Here is a 17,957-nt window from a genome sequence, read left to right as displayed (position 1 = left end):
TCCGTTCAAAGGCGAACCAGGATCGACAGTCCAAGGCCCGGATAATAGCCGGACGTATGGCGAAGACGGATATCCGCTGACAGATCGTGACGCCGGTCATTCAGACGAGTCCGGAATTGGCGCGGGTGACCATAGTCACGATTGGAGCCGTCCGGAGGGAGGGGGGCTCCAACACATCTGGACAGAGGTCCATCGCGGCTGCCAAACCCTAACGATCCGCCAAGACCGTGGCGTATCACGCCGTCATCATAATGTATGGAGCACAAGAATGAACTGGACCACGGACGAGCGCGGGCGGCTCAACATAAGAGGAATACATGACGGTATTGTTTCAAAATTGAATTACGATACCAGTTCGCGGGTTTTTGAAATATCTATTTCTTCAGGCCGTAATATGAGCACCGCCATGCATTTTAGTGGTGTTATTGCGATCAATGTATCGTCTCTTTGGGAAAACTCAATCGTTAGCGACGTGTTCGTATGGGACATCCGAAATAAACCGGATGATGCGATGCTTGCCGGCGATATTGGCTGGGCTCATTTGCTGGATGGGCGTTCTGGTGATCGATCCGATCTTTTAAGCCAAATCGCGCGGTATGTGAAAGAAATAGAATCCGGGTGCTTAGTCACAATTTCCTGCATATACGGCGGCGATATTTCAATACTGTCTCAAAATCTAGATATTGAACAATTCACATAGAAACTGCGGTTTTCAGCTGGGCATCTCCGAAAGCCCTCCATTTCGAGACTGCCGGAGGAATTATCTGAACCGCTCCGTATTTCCACCTGACAGTCGGTATAGCGGATAAGGCATAGGCATCCGCCTATAAGTACGACTATGTCGAAAGCTTCGGACGGCTGGTTTTCACGGGTTGGAGTCATCACCTCAGTGCAGCGCAGACGCCTTTGGTCGACGGCTGAGAAGGCCCGCCTTGTGGCAGAGGCAATGCAGTCGGCGATGAGCGTTTCCTTGGTCGCTCGCCAAACCCGAATATCACGGTTCCTCCGGCCGTCTGCTTAGCTGGACTCCCCGCCCGCCGTATTTTTCCCTCGGCCAAGTCGGGCATACTGGCGCTCGCACCCGCGAGATCTAAAAGATCAAGGCGCGGAGGTTTGTCGGAGAAACAGAAAACAGAAGAGGATGAAGCTGAACCAATCCACGACAATGTCGAGGATTAAGAGGGAAAAGATCTAAGCGATGTAGAGAGGGAATCCTACCAGAAACTGCGAGATGACGCAGGGTGGACAAAAAACCTCTTCGGGATGGCAATGGATCACGATACACATCGCCCAATAGAACCCGGCAGATTAAACTGAATAAAGGATACCCGTCTAGTAATTCTTACGGACCATCCGATGAGATTCACCGGGGTGACGAAGGAGGGGAGATCGCGGCAGACCAAGGTTGGGGAACCGGGTGCGGTCTTGGGATAGGGGCCGCTGGCGATTTCAGGCATAGGCCGCTTCCGGCCATGTCTCCGCAGGCCGGTCGAGGAGGGCGCGGCGGAGGTCGGCGGGGAGTTCGCGGATGGTTTTGGCGACCGGGGCCGGGCGGGCGATGAAGTAACCCTGGACTTCCGCGCAGCCTTCGCGGGCGAGGCGCTTGAGATGCTCTTCGGTTTCGACGCCTTCGGCGACGACGGAGGCCTTGAGGCCGCGGGACATGGCGATGACTGAAGAGATGACGTGCCAGGACTTTTCCTCGGTGCACTGGACGAAGCTCTTGTCGATCTTGATCGTGTCGAAGTTGAAGCGTGTCAGATAGCTGAGCGAGGAATAGCCCGTGCCGAAGTCGTCGAGCGCGATGCGCAGGCCGAGCTCGCGCAGTTCGCCGAGGATGCGCAAGGCGCGCCGGTCGTCGTCGATGAGGACGCCCTCGGTGATCTCGACCTCGAGGCGGGCCGGATCGAGGCCGGTGGCTTTGAGGTTGCGCTCGATCATCGGCACGAGGTTGGGATCGAGGAACTGCCGCGGGCTGACATTGACGCTGATCGCGGCTTCGGTGAGCTCGTCGCTTGCGATGCGGCAGGCCTCCTGCATCACCCATTCGCCGAGTTCGACGATCTGGCCTGAAGCCTCCGCGATCGGGATGAAATCGGCGGGGGAGATGAAACTGTCGCCGCGCTGCCAGCGCAGGAGTGCCTCGTAGGAAGCGATCCGGCCGGCGTTCAGGTCGACGCGCGGCTGGACATAGAGTTCGAGTTCTCCGCGATCGATGGCGTAGGAGAGATCGGTCTCCAGCTCTTGCCGGAGGCGCAGGGCCTGACCCATGCCGTCCTCGAAGAGCTTGAAGCCGTTGCGGCCGCCTTCCTTCACCGCATAGAGGGCGAGATCGGCGTTCTGGAGCATGGTTTCGGCGGTCTCCCCGTCACGCGGGAAGACCGAGACGCCGATGCTGGCACGCGGCTGAATGGTCGCGCCCGAGGGCAGGGCGAGCGGCTCCGAAATCGCGGAAAGCGCCCGATGGGCGAGATCGGCGGCTTGGGTTGCGAAGCTGAGGCCGGTCTGGATGAGGGCGAATTCGTCGCCGCCGAGGCGCGCGACCGTATCGCCCTTGCGCACGCAGCTTTTCAGGCGTTCGGCGACGGCGACGAGAACGGCGTCACCCGAGGGGTGGCCGTGGATGTCGTTGACGTCCTTGAACTTGTCGATGTCGACGAGGAGCAGCGCCGAGGCTGACGAGGTGTCCGGCTCGTCGAGCGCTTCGCCGAGTCGGCGGTTGAAGAGTTCGCGGTTCGGCAGGTCCGTCAGTGTGTCGTGGAGGGCGAGATGGAAGATGCGCTCGCGCGCTGCGATCTTCTCGCTGAGATCGAGAAGGCTGACGATCGAGACTTCGCGGCCTTCGAAATTCGTGACCCGCACGCGTGCTTCGACAGGGACGGATCGACCGTCGTCGGTCAGCAGGATGGTTTCGGAGAGGGTGCCGTCGGAAGCGTCGAGCCAGGCGGGGAGCTGGTCGAGCCGGTTGATTTTAGCGAGCGATTCCACCGTACGTCCGGCAAGGGTTTCGTAATCCACGCCAAACAGGGTCTCTGCGGCGGGATTGACGCTTCTGACACGCCCCTCGTGGAGCAGGAGGATCGCCTCGGCGGTGATCTCGCCAAGGGCGGCGAAGCGTTCGGCCTCGTCGCGGTCGCGGGCGGATTCGGAAAGCTTGCGGCGCTCGGCTTCGGTCTTTTGAAGCTTGTCCATCAGGGCGTTGAGGCGCCGGGTGAGATCTTCGGAATCGTCACCTGCCTGCACGGGGATGTGGAGGTTTTTCTCCGTCGTCGAGCGGGTGAGCGAATCGAGGGCGAATTCGAGATTGCCGGTGCCAAGGCGCACGCCGTGCTCACTTTCGTTGAGGCCGAGGGCTTCGTCGGCCGCCGAGACGCGGACCCGCATCAGGCCGTCGACGAGGAGGATGAGAAGGAGGCCGCAGCCGAAGGCCCAGACGAAGTTGAGGCCGACGCCGGCGGCCTGGATGTAGAACTGGTCGAGACGCGATCCGGCGGGCAGGGAGGCTTCCGGCGCGACGAAGACGAGGCCGATCGTGCCGACGACGCCGGCGACGCCGTGAGCGCCCACGGCACCGACCGCATCGTCGAGTTTGAAGCGCTTTTCGATCGCGCGATTGGCGAGGTTGGCCGCGGAGCCGCCGAGCGCGCCGAGGAGGAGGGCACCGTCCGGACCGACGAGGTGGCAGCCGGCGGTGATCGCGACGAGGCCGCCGATCATGCCGTTGATCGCGCGGTCCGGGCTGAGGGTGCCACGCCACCAGTGCGGGCCATAGCCGACAACGCCGCCGGCGGCGGCGGCAAGGATCGTGTTGAGAACGATGGGCGGCACGTCCGGCGAGGCTGCGAGCGTCGAACCGCCGTTGAAGCCAATCCAGCCGACGAAGAGGATGAGGGCGCCCGCTGAGGAGAGGACCGCACTGTGGCCGCCAAAGCGGATCGGATGATCGCCGTCGAAACGGCCGGCGCGGGCGCCGAGGACGATGATGCAGGCGAGCGCCATCCAGCCGCCGGTGGCATGGACGACGGTGGAGCCGGCGAAATCGACGAAGCCGGCATTGGCGAGGAACGCGCCGGGTGCGTCGCCGAGGGCCGCTCCCCATGCCCAGTGGGTGAAGACCGGATAGATGACGGCGGCGAGCAGGATGCTGAGAAGGATATAGGCGCGCAGCCCCATGCGCTCGGCGACGGCGCCGGAGATGATCGTCGCCGACGTGCCGCAAAACATTACCTGGAAGATGAAGAAGGCAATGTTCTCGTTCGGAATGGCATTGAGGAAGATGAGGTTGGAATCCCAGCCGAAATAGCCGGTGGGATAGGACAGACCGAAGGCCATCATGTAGCCGATGCCGGCGAAGGAAATGGTCGCGAAGGCGATGTCGAGGAGGTTCTTCTGGGCGACGCTGATGGCGTTCTTGGTGCGCACGGCTCCGGCTTCGAGCATCATGAAGCCGATCTGCATGAGGAGGACGAGGGCGGCCGCCACGAGGATCCAGGTGGTGTCGAGTGCGGCCGCAAGGCCGGTCAGGCGCGCCTCGGCGGTCTCTTCCACGAGGCTGCCGCCTTGAGCAAAAGCGGTTCCGGCCAGGAAAGTCAGCGCGACTGATGGGGCGAGAACCGGGATCGTGTTTCGCATTGCAGGCTCCTCGTAACGACTGCAACTTATTTCGAGACCTTCAACTTTGTGTAAATTGCTGTGAAATGTGGCTCTGCCTCAAATCGGGCAGCTTTTCTGGAGCCCTTGAAGAGCAGCGCTTCTGGCGTGAGGAGCGGGAAGCGCCGGTCCGCCGGCCGCTTCGCCGCGGACGATTGGCACGGCGCAGCGTCATCCACCTGTCATCGGAGATTTATAACGGTTCCAGACAGGCCGAGGCGCCGACCTTCCATGCGGCACATCCCGCATGCGCCAATCAGGGCACGTCGCGCCGCGCCTACCGATTTCTTGAACCGCAGGGACTTGCCCCCGATGAACGAGCACGTGACGCCGAAAGCCATCTTCAAGACGAGCCAGTTGGAGGAGGCCGACGGACCGGGCCTCAACCCAACCTCCAATCCGACCATGGGCGAGATTATCGCCAAGCGGTTCTCACGCCGCTCCTTCCTGCGGGGCTCCATGGCCGCGACGGCGATCGCCGCGACGGTCTCCCCGATGGCCCTGATGGCGGCGGACGAAGCCCATGCCGCCGGCAGCAAGACGTCTTTCGACTTCAAGGAGGTGGTTGCCGGCGTCGATGCCGATCATCACGTCGCCGAGGGCTATGACGCCGACGTTCTCCTGCGCTGGGGCGATCCGCTCTTTTCTGATTCGCCCGAGTTCGATCCGACGAACCAGACGCCCGAATCCCAGGAGAAGCAATTCGGCTACAACAACGATTTCGTCGGCTATATCCCGATCGACGGCTCGTCGGAGCACGGCCTGCTCGTGGTCAACCACGAGTATACCAACGAACATCTGATGTTCCCGGGGGTCGTGACGGTCAAGGGCGGCGAGCAGGCGGCCGAACTCGTCGTCGCTCCGGCCGACCGGAAGCGCGTCGACATCGAGATGGCGGCCCATGGCGGCACGATCGTCGAGATCCGCAAAGAAAGCGGCAAGTGGCAGGTGGTGCGCGACGGCGCCAAGAACCGCCGCATTACCTCAACGACAGAGATGGAACTGACCGGCCCGGCTGCCGGGAGCGATCGCCTCAAGACCAATGCCGACGCCTCCGGCACCAAGGTATTCGGCACGCTGAACAATTGCGCCGGCGGTGTGACGCCCTGGAACACCTATGTCATGGCCGAGGAGAATTTCCACGGCTACTTCATCGGCGAGCTGCCGGAGGGCCATCGCGAGGCCGAGAACTACGGGCGCTACGGCGTGCCGGACGGCTCCTACGAATGGGGCAATTTCCACGACCGCTTCGATATTTCCAAAGAGCCGAACGAGCCGAACCGCTACGGCTGGGTGGTCGAGGTGGATGTCGATGATCCGAACTCCGTGCCGAAGAAGCGCACGGCGCTCGGCCGGTTCAAGCATGAAGGCGCGGAATCGATCGTGGCAAAGGATGGCCGGGTCGTCTTCTATCTCGGCGACGACGAGCGCTTCGACTACGTCTACAAGTTCGTGACCGCCGGCACCTACAATCCGGACGACCGCGCCGCGAACATGAACCTTCTCGACGAGGGCACGCTCTATGTCGCGAAGTTCGACGAGGACGGCAGCATCGAGTGGATGCCGCTCACCCATGGCGAAGGCCCGTTGACCGCCGAGAACGGATTCGAGAGCCAGGCCGACGTCCTGATCGAGACCCGCAAGGCCGCCGATCTTCTCGGCGCGACGCCGATGGACCGTCCCGAGGACATCCAGCCGAACGAAACGAACGGCCGCGTCTATGTGATGCTGACCAATAATACGAAGCGCGAGGAGGCGAATGCCGCCAATCCGCGCGTCGACAACGCCTTCGGCCATATCGTGGAAATCTCGGAAGAGGGCGGTGACTTCGCCGGTACCTCTGGCACCTGGGAAATCCTCGTCCAGTGTGGCGATCCGTCGATCGCGGATGTGGGCGCGACCTTTTCGACGGCGACGACCGAGAACGGCTGGTTCGGGATGCCCGACAACTGCGCCGTCGATAGCGACGGCCGGCTCTGGGTCTCGACCGACGGCAACTCCGCCGACAAGACCGGCCGCACGGACGGGCTCTGGGCGATGGACACGGAAGGCGAGGCGCGGGGTACGTCCAAGCTGTTCTATCGTGTGCCGGTGGGCGCGGAGATGTGCGGCCCGCAGCCGACGCCGGACCTCGCGACCTTCTTCGTTGCGGTCCAGCACCCGGGCGATGGCGGCGAGGAATGGGAAGGCTTCGGTCGCCCGTCCTATTACGAGGATCCGTCGACCCGCTGGCCGGACTTCAAGGACAACATGCCGGTGCGACCGTCCGTGGTTGCGATCACCAAAAAAGGCGGCGGCAAGATCGCGACGTCCTGAGAGCCGAGACCCTGACATGAAGAAGGGGCGCTCCGACGGGGCGCCCCTTCTTCTTTGGCTTCCGCGTTCTTTCGCGGAGGATTGAGCAGAGCCTTGATCAGAAAAATTCGCTCATGACGTAGCCCATGCCGAGCATCGCTGGCGGCACGGTCGCGGCAAGCTTTTCCCACGACCAGCGCCGGCGTGGTTCTTCGATCGAGAAGATGTTCATCGGCATCAGGTGTTTGTAAGTCTTCTGATTGCTCATCTGCTTGGGCGCCCTAATGAAGCATTCCTCGTCGAACCAGCACCAGTCTTCCGCCCAGGTCCAGCAGCCGGCATCGCGATAGACGTCGGCGATCAGATCGCAATGGGCCTTGTCGACCGGCAGTCGAATATATCCGCCATGATCTGCACCGAAGTAGCGCATGGCAAGCGGCAGCGAGCGCTCGGTGCAGTAGTTCGACATCCACAATGTGAAGCCGATCTCGCTGCGCAAGGCATCGAGCACGCGGAAGAGCTGGACGTGATCTTCGTGCCCGTATTCGCCCCAGGGATTGTGGGTGAAGACGTTCATTTCCGGCGAAAGCCGGTCTTTGAGTGCGGCATAGATCTTGTCGTAGTTCTCCGCATAGGCATTGCGGATACTGCTGTCGGCATAATTGAGATCGAGCGGCGTCACGCGACCGACGACCTGCTTGACCTTGCGTTTGACCTCCCGCAGATCGGCCGCGATCGAGAAGGCGATGCCTCTCTCGCTGGGCGCCGGCGCGGACCAGTCCGCGCAGCCGTAGGTGCCGGCTTCCGCGATATTGAGGCTGGTGAGATTGGGATGGGGATGGTTGGCGAGCGCCTCCGCGCGGGCAGGGCCGCGAGACGGGTCGGCCCAAAAGTCGCGATAGACGAGGATGATCTGATCGACATCCTTCACGATCGAGCCGAACCACAGCATCTCGTCGTCGGGATGGGCCCCGATGATCACCGAATTTTCCAGGAATGCCGGCTTTTTGCCCATGGCCTTGTCTCCTACTGCCGCTGCCATTCCAGCCATCCGCTTTCGAGTGTCAGTTCTTCTTGTTCTTCCAGCCACGCACGCGTTGCCGGGCCGCACGAGCAGCAAGAGCCAGACGGCCGAAGCTGCTCCCCGGGGTCTCCAGCGTCACCATGCGGGTGGGTTTCGTTCCGAAATCGGCCTTGAAGGCCTCGTCGCCGATGGTGAAATCGAAGACCGATCCGCCCTCGGCGATCCATTCGCGGATCAGCTCGTCATAGAAGACAAGCCCCGGAGAATGGCGGCCAAAACGGTCGTAGTCGCCGCCGATCAGGAGGTAGTTGAAGCGGCCCGCATGGCAGAGGCCGAAGAGATAGGCGACCGGTTCACCGTCGAAGCTCATCTTGTAGGTGCGGGCGAAGCCGCTCGCGCAGCCGGCGACGGCGATGTCTGCGTAGAATTCTTCGACGGCCGGCCACTGGATCATGTCGCCTGCGAAGCGCCCGTTCCGGAGTGAGGCGAAAGCGGTGATCGCCTCCCGGATCGCGGTGGGATCGGTGAGCTGTTCGATACTGACCTCACCCGCTTTGAAGAAACGGCGTTTCTTGCGGTCGAGTTGCTTGCGGAAGGAGTCGGGCAGTGCCGTGGATCGCCAGCTTTCGTAGTCGCGGCCGAGTTCTGCCGCGTGGGCGCTGAAATCGTGGTCCCGAAACGGTTCGGCGAAGAACAGCTGCCAGTCATCTGCCGTCGCGGCGCGGCAGTTGCGGATGCGCAGGAGATCGTGAGCGGGAAGCGCTGCTGCAATCGCGCTCCGAAGGTTCGCTTGGGCAATGAGCGTTCCGCGGGCGTCCGTGCGGATCACGGGGGCGCAATAATCGCTGACGCCGAGATCATTGGCTTCGAGCAGCCTGAAGCCGCGGATGCGGCGCAGGATCATCGGAAGCATGAAGAGGAGGCGTCCCCCGGCGTCACGCCCGGTTACTATGATCGGGGAAGCGCCGCGGGCGGCGGCGAGCTTGCCATAGAATTCCGTCAGCCAGACCGGATGCTGGAACGCCGTCGCATTCGAAGCGGAAAAGAGCCCGGCATAGTCTTCCGAAGTAAAGTCGAGACTGCTTTCGAGCCGAACGTAAATCTGTTCGGCATCGAGACGATCGGCGGCTTTCACGGAAGTTTTGGTGCTCATCGAAAGGCGTCTCTTCTTCGGTCGGTCTGGCACGCCGCGCGCGCATTCAAATCGACGGACGCCTGAAAAGAGCAGGCGATCCGAAGTTCTCGACCATGCGCGGACTACATTGAGAATTTAGTTGCTAACGAGAAAAGATTATATCTAACGTTAGGAAAAGATAAAAGGTCGCGTTTGATGTAAGGTTAAGGTAAGAAAGTCTTAGCAAAGGTACTCGGCGGATCGATTGGTCGCACCCGTTCCTCTCCTTAACGACCTTTTGCGGCGCCCAGACTGTTCCAATTTGCCTGACCTGACAAGGCGATCGGTGGATCGCATCAAGCAACAGGCGGGAAGCACATTTCATGGGACGTTATCTGATCTACGGCGGCAATGGTGGCATCGGCTCCGCGATCGCGCGCCGGCTCTCCAAAGCCGGACATGAACTGGTGCTCGCCGGACGAAATGAAGAAGAACTGAAAAGCCTTGGAGAGACCTTGTCGGCGAAGACGATCCGCTGCGATGTCATGGAAGATGGCGCGATCGAAGCCTGCGCCGAAGAAGCGGGCGAGCGTCTGGACGGGCTCTGCTACGCGGTCGGTTCAATCAATCTGAAGCCCTTCGCGAAAGTGACAGCGGACGACATCCTGAACGATTTTCGCCTGAACGCGCTCTGTGCGGCACAGGCATTCCAGGCATCGGCTAAGGCTCTCACGAATGCGGAAGACGGTGCGAGTGCGCTGTTCTTTTCGACGGTGGCTGTCGATCAGGGTTTCTCGGCCCATACCTCGATCGCCATGGCGAAGGGCGCCGTGGTCGGCCTCGTGCGGACACTCGCGACGGAATATGCGCCGAAGGTGCGGGTAAACGCGATCGCTCCGTCGCTCGTCGATTCACCGCTTGGTCAGACCGTGGCCGGGAACGACAAGATGGCCGATGCCGTCGCGAAGATGCACGCGATCCCGCGGCTTGGAAAGCCGGACGATATCGCCGCGATGGGTGAATTGCTGCTCACCGATGCCGGCTCCTGGATCACCGGCCAGGTTATCGGCGTCGACGGCGGGCGCTCGGCGATCCGCGTGATGCGGAGCTGACCCTATGGCGACCCTTCGTTTCGTTCTCGGCGATCAGCTGAGCCGTGATCTCTCCTCGCTGAAAGACATCGAGGAAGGCGATGTCGTCTTCATGTGCGAGGTGGCGGAGGAGGCGAACTATGTGCGGCACCACCAGCGCAAGATCGCGTTCCTGTTCTCGGCGATGCGGCATTTCGCGGACGATCTGCGCGAGCGCGACGTGACTGTCGATTACGTCACGCTCGACGACGACAAGAACACGGGCTCCTTCACCGAAGAATTGAAGCGGGCGGTAAACCGCCACAAGCCGGATCGGGTGGTCGTGACCGAGCCGGGCGAATGGCGCGTTCTCCAGATGATGAAGGACTGGCGGGAAGAGCTCGGCTGCGAGGTCGAGATCAGGCCGGACGACCGGTTTCTCTGCGACCACGAGACTTTCGACGATTGGGCCGAGGGCAACAAGGAGCTGCGGCAGGAGTTCTTCTATCGCAAAATGCGGAAGGCCACCGGCTATCTGATGGACGGCGACGAGCCGGCCGGCGGCAAGTGGAACTACGATCACTCCAATCGCGAACCGCTGAAGAAGCGCATCACCGCGCCGGAGCGGCCGACCTACGCTGTGGACGAAACCACCGAGGCGGTGCTCGGTCTGGTCGCCAAGCGCTTCGGCAATCATTTCGGGTCACTCGAAGACTTCGATTATCCCGTCACGCGGCGACAGGCGCTGCATTATCTGCGCTGGTTCCTGGACGAGGCGCTGCCGGATTTTGGCACCTATCAGGACGCGATGCGCGAGGGCGCGCCGCTGCTCTTCCATTCCCACATCTCGGCGCTGATCAATTGCGGGCTTCTCGACCCGCGCGAGGTCTGCGACCGGGCAGAAGATGCCTACCGGGAGGAGAATGCCCCGATCAATGCGGTTGAGGGCTTCATCCGCCAGATCATCGGCTGGCGCGAGTTCATTCGCGGTGTCTACTGGAACCAGATGCCGGACTACGCCTCATCCAACAAGCTGAACGCCCAGCGCAAGCTCCCGGACTTCTTCTGGACCGGCGAGACCGATCTCAACTGTCTCGAACAGTCGTTCAAGGAGGTGCGGGAGAGCGCCTACAACCACCACATCCAGCGGCTGATGGTGATCGGCAATTTCTGCCTTCTCTGCGGCTTCGATCCGCGCGAGGTGCAGGAATGGTATCTCGTCGTCTATCACGACGCTTATGAATGGGTGGAGATGCCGAACGTTGTCGGCATGATCCTCTATGCCGATGGCGGGCTCTTTGCCTCGAAGCCCTACGCGGCCTCGTCGAACTACATCGACAAGATGAGCGACTATTGCGGCAACTGCACCTATTCGCCGAACAAGAAGGTCGGCGAGGGGGCGTGCCCCTTCAACGTGCTCTATTGGGACTTCATCGCCCGCAACAAGGAGCGGCTGAAGGGCAATCCCCGCCTCAACCGCACCTATGCGACGCTCGACCGGATGAACGAGGAGAAGCTGAAGCAATCACGGAAAGAGGCGCGAGAGTTTCTCGACGGGCTGGTGGCGACGGGGGATTATTGAGGACCGAGTGGCGGAGAGCAGCCCGCATTCCTGTACCGGCAGAGCGTCTTTCCTAGGTCTTTGAGCAGAGGCCGAACCGGGAGACGATGCGATGTTCGAGAATTTCCAGACCAGCATGATCGAGGGCGAAGGCGCGGAGATTTTCGTGCGGATGGCGGGCGAGGGGCCGCCGCTGCTCTTGCTGCACGGCTATCCGCAGACCGGGGCGATGTGGCATGAGCTGGCGCCGCGGCTGGCTGAGCAATTCTCGGTCGTCGTGCCGGACCTTCGGGGATATGGGCGGTCGTCGGCACCGGCGAACGATCCCGACAACGCTGCCTATTCCAAGCGGATGATGGGCCGGGACATGCTGGCGGTGATGCGGGCGCTCGGGCACGAGCGGTTCATGATCGCAGGCCACGATCGCGGCGGGCGTGTCGCCTATCGTATGGCGCTGGATCATCCCGGCGCCGTGACGAAGCTTTCCGTGCTCGACATCGTGCCGGTGGCCGAGGTCTGGGAGCGGATGGATGCGGCGGCGGCGCTGAAGACCTATCACTGGCCGTTCTTCGCCCAGCCCCATCCGATGCCGGAAACGCTGATCGGTGCCGATCCGGTCTACTTCCTCGATCATACGATCGCGAGCTGGACGAAGGCGAAGGACCTCTCGGCCTTTTCCGAGGCGGCGATGGAGGCCTATCGCGAAAGCTTTTGCCGGCCGGCCTATGTGGAAGCCTCCTGCAACGATTATCGGGCCGGAGCGACGATCGACTGGCGGCTCGACAGGGAGGACCGGGAGGCCGGGCGAAAGATTGTCTGCCCGACGCAGGCGCTCTGGGGAGCCGCCGGCATTCCGGCGAGTGGCGCCGATCTCGTCGAAATCTGGCGCGTTTGGTGCGAGGACGTCGAGGGAGAGCCGATCGATGCGGGTCACTTCATCGTGGAGGAAGCGCCGGAAGAGACCTTCGCGGCGCTGTCCAGATTTTTCAGCAATTAGCCTTCGGGAAGTGCCTTCGGGCGAAGAGCGTTGATGATCGTCTGGAGACGTCGGCGATTGGCACCGAAATCTGACCGCCCGAGAAGCGCGCGGGAATAAAGGAGAAGTCCGGCTTTCCCCTCGACGGACCGGACGCCGAGATTGAGCGTGTCGGGATAGCCCATCAGCGGCGTGCGCACGACGTAGCGCTTGGCAAGCGGGTTCTGTCCGTCGTCAACGCGGTGGACCGTACCTGAGAGCGCGCCGCCCCGTATGATCTCGTCGGCCTCTTTCAGGAGTGCCTCGGGCGTCGCATCGTAGAGCGGAAGCGTGAGCTCGGCTGGCGTTGAACAGCTTGCGACGGAGCAGGCGAGGGCATCGTTCGGGTTCGGGCTTCGCTCGATGGCGTCCCAGTCGACCGAGCCCTGGTCGGGATCGCCTGCGAGGCGCCAGACGCGCTCTGGGCCGAGAAGATAGAAGGTGCCGGCTGCGGCGACGCCCACAATGCCGAGACCGATCGCGACCCTGTTCAAGATTCGTCCCATCCTTCGCTACCCTTTTCGCGTTCGCTCGCCGCGGCAATCGCAGCCGCTGCCTCCCTGCGCAAGCCGGAACAATCGGGATCGGCCCGCCGTTCCCATCCCGAAGCCCGATGTCCGACTTCATTCGCAGAACGATGAGGCAGACATCGCCCTGACGAACTCATTTGATTGGGAGGAACCTTCCCGTGAAAGCACTTGTACTTTCCGCACTCGCATCCGTCGCGCTCATCGTAACGCCTGCTCTCGCTCAGGACGATCAGTCGTCGAGCGATACCGCGGCGGCGTCGAGCGAAAGCAGCTCCGGCGGCAGCATGGAGCCGATGGAGATCACGATGAACGCGCCGGACGGTTCGGAGCGTGGCACCGTGACCGTCACGCCGACCCCGAACGGCCTTCTCTTCGATGCCGAACTGACCGGCCTCGAGCCGGGCGAGCACGGTTTTCACATTCATGAGACCGGTCAGTGCGGCGAGGATTTCTCGGCGGCCGGCGGGCACTACAACCCGACCGACATGGACCACGGCTACATGGCCGAAAATGGCCCGCATGCCGGCGACATGCCGAACTTCACGGCCGGTGACGACGGCAGCGCAACCTTTGCCGTCTTCAATCCGAACCTGACGGTTTCCGACGGCGAGGCACCTGTGCTGGACGATGACGGTTCGGCGATCATGGTTCATGGCGGTGCGGACGACTATGAGTCTCAGCCTTCCGGCGATGCCGGCGACCGGGTTGCCTGCGGCGTGATCGGCGGCTCCGAGTAAGGACAGGCGATGATGTCGCGCCCAGCTGTTCGCCGGTTGGGCGGGAGATAGTTTTGAGACTGAGGGAAGCGTCGGGCATTGGGTCCGGCGCTTTCTTTATGAGCACTTCGAAGGGTTGCGAGACAGAGGTTTCAGCCGATGCAGGCATTCGCGCAGGATATGGATCAGGGTGCGTCCGGAGCTGATACCGTAGATCAGGCAGTGGAATTCGATCCGTCGATCGCCCTCGGCAAGGTCGAATCCTGGGTTATCGGTATCCAGAAGCTGCTGCCGAATATCGTGGTGGCGCTCGTCGTCGTCGTAATCTTCTTTCTCGCAGGATGGCTGTTCGACCGCCTGTTCAATCGCTGGGCCCGCCGCAGGGGGCGGGACAATCTGGGCGAAGTACTCGGCGCCTTCATCAAATGGATCATCATCCTATTCGGCATCCTGCTCGGCCTGACGATCGTCATTCCCTCGCTCAATCCGGCCGATCTGCTGGCAGGTCTCGGAATTGGATCGGTGGCGATCGGCTTTGCCTTCAAGGACATCCTGCAGAACTGGCTCGCGGGCCTGCTTTTGCTGATCCGTCAGCCCTTTCAGGTGGGCGATCAGATCGTGGTCAACGGCTATGAGGGAACGGTCGACTGGATCGAGACACGGGCGACGATCATCACGACCTATGACCGGCGGCGCGTGATCATCCCGAATGCCGAAGTCTATTCCAATGCGGTGACGGTGAATACGGCGCACGAGAAGCGGCGCTCACAATACGATGTGGGGATTGGCTATGGCGACGACATCGAAACGGCACGAGCGGTCATGCTGGATGCGTTGACGCGGGCCAAAGGCGTCGAAACGGACCCGAAACCTGAAGTTCTGGTCTGGGATCTTGCCGCGTCCTGGGTAACGCTGCGGGTCCGGTGGTGGACGAACTCCGTTCGTACCGACGTGGTTCATGCTCAGGCCGCCGCGCTGGAGGAGATCAAATCGGCGCTCGACAAAGCGGGGATCGACATGCCGTTCGAGACGCGCGTCACCCTGCTGCACGACCAGACCGAGACGCTGGACGGCGTGCGCGGCAAGCAGCGAGAGGGTTGGCCGCTCAAGCCCGAGAGCGAAGCGCCCGGGCCGGCGCGGCTCCAATCGACCGGCGGTGACGAAAGATAGCGCTGAACCGGCTGGAATCAAAAAGGCGCGGATGGTCGAGCCAGCCGCGCCTTGCGATCGATTTCATTCGTTCAAGCCCGAAACCGCTCAGGCGTTCGGAGAGACTCCAACGCGCATGCCGATGCCGGCATGGGAGCATTCGTCGATGATCATCCGCTGCAGCATGATGGCCGCCGTGGAGCTCTCGCCATCGATCTCCTGCGACATGCGGGCGGCAAGACCACCGACATCGATGATCGCATCCTGCGAACGGCATCTCTCGATCTCAAGCCGAACGCGCTCTCGCAGATGGTAGCTCATGGTGTCTCCAATCCCCGTATTGAAGCGCCGGATTCCGGTTCGCTTCGATTCCTGATCGCCGTTCGTTTCGCCGGCTTGTTCTTGTTGTTTTGTCGGCGCTACGCACGCTCAGGTAGTGTATCGGCCTTCACCCAAGATCTGCCGGCCTTTCGTCTCCGGCAGGGCTGAGCGAGAGGGTTTATCACGATCCAGCTTGCGCGAACGTAACCATGCCCATTCGGATGGAAGCCGGAAAGTATCGTGGTTTCAAGACAGTATTCCAGGCGCCAGCGGCTACGGCCTTCGCCGTTTCACCGTTTGCGGCACTCTAGGGATTCTACATGACGCGTACATGAATGGCATGTGCGAAGTGCTTGCCCAGCCAATCGTATCGCGTGTGACGATGGGGTTGAAATCCCGGCCTGTCAGCCGTTGGGAAGCCAGTTCATCGGTTTGTAGCCGGGGAGCGCTTCGATCCGCGTCAGCCATGACTCGATGCCCGGATATTGGCTGAGATCGAAGCCGCCTTCGCCTGCCACATGGGTGTAGGCATAAAGGCAGAGATCGGCGAGGCTGACGCTTTCACCCGCAAGCCAGTCAGACGCGGCGAGGCGCTGTTCCATCACGCCGAGAGCCTTGTTGCCGCCTTCGAGGGTCGCTTCCAATCGCTCCGGCGTCGCCGTCTTCTTCATATCCGCATAGATCGTCAGCGAGCGGCGAACGGCGACGGTCGGCTCATGACTGTACTGCTCGAAGAACATCCAGGCGAACATTTCAGCCCGCGTGAAAGGATCGGCCGGCACGAAGGCGGTGCCTTCGCCGAGATAGACGAGCATCGCGTTCGATTCGGGCAGGAAGCGACCGTCCTCGGTTTCGAGCAGCGGAACCTTGCCGTTCGGGTTCTTGGCGCGGAAACCGGGCGAGGCGGTGCCTCCGTCTTGCGTCGAAACCTGAACATGACGGAACGCCTGCCCGGTCAGCGCGCAGAGAAGGCGGGGCTTATAGCAATTGCCGGAGTCCGGCATGCCGTAGATGGTGATCATCGCGATTGGTCCCGGCTCGACGAAGACAAGATTTCCTAGGCCCGTGCACGGGCTTACCGCCAATCAAACTATCGAATGAAGGCGATCGTTTTTTTCACTGAAAGGATCGCGTCCCAAATTCTGGCGGCGACGGAAACCCGTGTGAAAACTCGCGCAGGATCCGATGGAATGCTTGCACCGCCATTGTGTCGGGACTAGTGTCCCACCGCCCTTCGCAACTGCAATATCAAAAGGCGAGGGTCTGTCCGAACCGAACAACCGGAGTTTGATCATGGCATTCCTTGCCGACGCCCTCGACCGCGTCAAGCCGTCCGCCACCATCGCCGTTACGCAGAAGGCGCGCGAGCTGAAGGCGAAAGGCATGGACGTCATCGGTCTCGGCGCGGGCGAGCCGGACTTCGACACGCCGGACAATATCAAGGAAGCGGCCATCGCGGCGATCGCGCGGGGCGAGACGAAGTACACGCCGGTCTCCGGCATTCCACAGCTGCGCGAGGCGATCGCCGCCAAGTTCAAGCGCGAGAACGGCCTCGATTACGAGCCGGCCCAGACCATCGTCGGCACAGGCGGTAAGCAGATCCTGTTCAACGCCTTCATGGCGACGCTCAACAAGGGCGACGAAGTGATCATCCCGGCGCCCTATTGGGTGAGCTATCCGGAAATGGTCGCGATCTGCGGCGGCACGCCGGTCTTCGTGGAAGCCGGCATCGAGACGAATTTCAAGCTGACTCCTGAGGCGCTGGAAAAGGCGATCACGCCGAAGACCAAGTGGTTCCTGTTCAACTCGCCGTCGAACCCGTCGGGCGCGGCCTATACGAAGGATGAGATCAAGGCGCTTACCGACGTGTTGATGCGCCACGAGCATGTCTGGCTGCTGACCGACGACATGTACGAGCATCTCGTCTACGGCGATTTCACCTTTTATACGCCGGCACAGGTGGAGCCGGGCCTTTACGATCGCACACTGACCATGAACGGCGTCTCGAAGGCCTATGCGATGACCGGCTGGCGGATCGGCTATGCCGGTGGTCCGATCCAGCTGATCAAGGCGATGGACATGATCCAGGGCCAGCAGACCTCAGGTGCGGCGTCGATTTCGCAGTGGGCGGCGGTCGAGGCGTTGAATGGCACGCAGGATTTCATCCCGAAGAATCGCGAAATCTTCCAGGGCCGGCGCGATCTCGTCGTCTCGATGCTGAACCAGGCGACGGGCATGAAGTGTCCGGTGCCGGAGGGCGCGTTCTACGTCTATCCGTCCTGCGCCGGACTGATGGGTAAGAAGACGCCGGACGGCAAGGTGCTGAATTCGGACGAGGACTTCGTGACGAGCCTTCTGGAGACCGAAGGCGTGGCGGTTGTCCACGGCTCGGCCTTCGGCCTCGGTCCGAACTTCAGGATTTCCTACGCGACATCCGAAGCGCTGCTGGAGGAAGCCTGCTCGCGCATCCAGCGTTTCTGCGGTTCGCTGAAGGACTGAGCCGAGAAGGAAC

Annotated in this window: 14 protein-coding genes; 8 read left to right on the top strand and 6 right to left on the bottom strand. The window is 61.8% G+C overall.

Annotation, left to right across the window (positions count from 1 at the left end; translation table 11 throughout):
• On the top strand, positions 1–700 hold a 700-nt coding region (locus ABRA89_RS09395), incomplete at its 5' end, for a hypothetical protein (RefSeq protein WP_349941205.1).
• A gap of 749 nt (positions 701–1,449) precedes the next feature.
• Here ABRA89_RS09395 and ABRA89_RS09390 read toward each other — a convergent pair.
• Entirely contained in the window at positions 1,450–4,632 is a 3,183-nt protein-coding gene (locus ABRA89_RS09390; protein WP_349941204.1) for an EAL domain-containing protein, read from the bottom strand.
• Between the two features lie 330 nt (positions 4,633–4,962).
• On the opposite strand from ABRA89_RS09390, the gene ABRA89_RS09385 reads away from it, so the two are divergent.
• A complete protein-coding gene (locus ABRA89_RS09385; RefSeq protein WP_349941203.1) occupies positions 4,963–6,966 on the top strand; it encodes a PhoX family protein in 2,004 nt (667 codons plus the stop codon).
• 97 nt (positions 6,967–7,063) lie between these two features.
• Here the strand turns inward: ABRA89_RS09385 and ABRA89_RS09380 are convergent, their stop codons facing one another.
• Positions 7,064–7,987 (bottom strand): hypothetical protein, encoded by a 924-nt coding sequence (locus ABRA89_RS09380; RefSeq protein WP_349941202.1) that lies wholly within the window; start codon positions 7,985–7,987, stop codon positions 7,064–7,066.
• A gap of 22 nt (positions 7,988–8,009) precedes the next feature.
• Complete coding sequence (locus ABRA89_RS09375) at positions 8,010–9,122, bottom strand: GNAT family N-acetyltransferase (protein WP_349941201.1); 1,113 nt, start codon at positions 9,120–9,122, stop codon at positions 8,010–8,012.
• Between the two features lie 344 nt (positions 9,123–9,466).
• Here ABRA89_RS09375 and ABRA89_RS09370 point away from each other — a divergent pair, with 344 nt between their 5' ends.
• From ABRA89_RS09370 to ABRA89_RS09360, 3 genes are all read left to right on the top strand, one after another.
• Positions 9,467–10,195 carry an SDR family NAD(P)-dependent oxidoreductase gene (locus ABRA89_RS09370; protein ID WP_349941200.1) on the top strand — a complete coding sequence of 243 codons (729 nt, stop codon included), beginning with the start codon at positions 9,467–9,469 and terminating at the stop codon, positions 10,193–10,195.
• A gap of 4 nt (positions 10,196–10,199) precedes the next feature.
• Positions 10,200–11,735, top strand: a complete 1,536-nt coding sequence (locus ABRA89_RS09365; RefSeq protein WP_349941199.1) for a cryptochrome/photolyase family protein — start codon at positions 10,200–10,202, stop codon at positions 11,733–11,735.
• A gap of 91 nt (positions 11,736–11,826) precedes the next feature.
• Entirely contained in the window at positions 11,827–12,711 is an 885-nt protein-coding gene (locus ABRA89_RS09360; RefSeq protein ID WP_349941198.1) for an alpha/beta fold hydrolase, read from the top strand.
• Here ABRA89_RS09360 and ABRA89_RS09355 read toward each other — a convergent pair.
• Positions 12,708–13,235, bottom strand: a complete 528-nt coding sequence (locus tag ABRA89_RS09355; protein WP_349941197.1) for a DUF1499 domain-containing protein — start codon at positions 13,233–13,235, stop codon at positions 12,708–12,710. The two genes, ABRA89_RS09360 and ABRA89_RS09355, sit on opposite strands and share 4 nt — an antisense overlap.
• Before the next feature lie 182 nt (positions 13,236–13,417).
• On the opposite strand from ABRA89_RS09355, the gene ABRA89_RS09350 reads away from it, so the two are divergent.
• Positions 13,418–13,996, top strand: a complete 579-nt coding sequence (locus ABRA89_RS09350) for a superoxide dismutase family protein (RefSeq protein WP_349941196.1) — start codon at positions 13,418–13,420, stop codon at positions 13,994–13,996.
• Between the two features lie 138 nt (positions 13,997–14,134).
• A complete protein-coding gene (locus tag ABRA89_RS09345) occupies positions 14,135–15,145 on the top strand; it encodes a mechanosensitive ion channel family protein (RefSeq protein WP_349941195.1) in 1,011 nt (336 codons plus the stop codon).
• Between the two features lie 87 nt (positions 15,146–15,232).
• On the opposite strand, the gene ABRA89_RS09340 is transcribed toward ABRA89_RS09345, so the two are convergent.
• Both ABRA89_RS09340 and ABRA89_RS09335 read right to left on the bottom strand, forming a co-directional pair.
• Positions 15,233–15,445 (bottom strand): hypothetical protein, encoded by a 213-nt coding sequence (locus tag ABRA89_RS09340; RefSeq protein ID WP_349941194.1) that lies wholly within the window; start codon positions 15,443–15,445, stop codon positions 15,233–15,235.
• 404 nt (positions 15,446–15,849) lie between these two features.
• Positions 15,850–16,467: a glutathione S-transferase family protein gene (locus ABRA89_RS09335; RefSeq protein WP_349941193.1), complete on the bottom strand. Its 618-nt coding sequence runs from the start codon at positions 16,465–16,467 to the stop codon at positions 15,850–15,852.
• Positions 16,468–16,738: 271 nt separating this feature from the next.
• Here ABRA89_RS09335 and ABRA89_RS09330 point away from each other — a divergent pair, with 271 nt between their 5' ends.
• A complete protein-coding gene (locus tag ABRA89_RS09330; RefSeq protein WP_349941192.1) occupies positions 16,739–17,944 on the top strand; it encodes a pyridoxal phosphate-dependent aminotransferase in 1,206 nt (401 codons plus the stop codon).
• Positions 17,945–17,957: the final 13 nt, after the last annotated feature.

Origin of the sequence: Fulvimarina thalattae (assembly GCF_040239565.1) — a bacterium.
Lineage (GTDB): Bacteria > Pseudomonadota > Alphaproteobacteria > Rhizobiales > Rhizobiaceae > Fulvimarina.
Note: the sequence above shows the minus strand (reverse complement) of the source record. Positions and strands in the feature narration are given on the sequence as shown.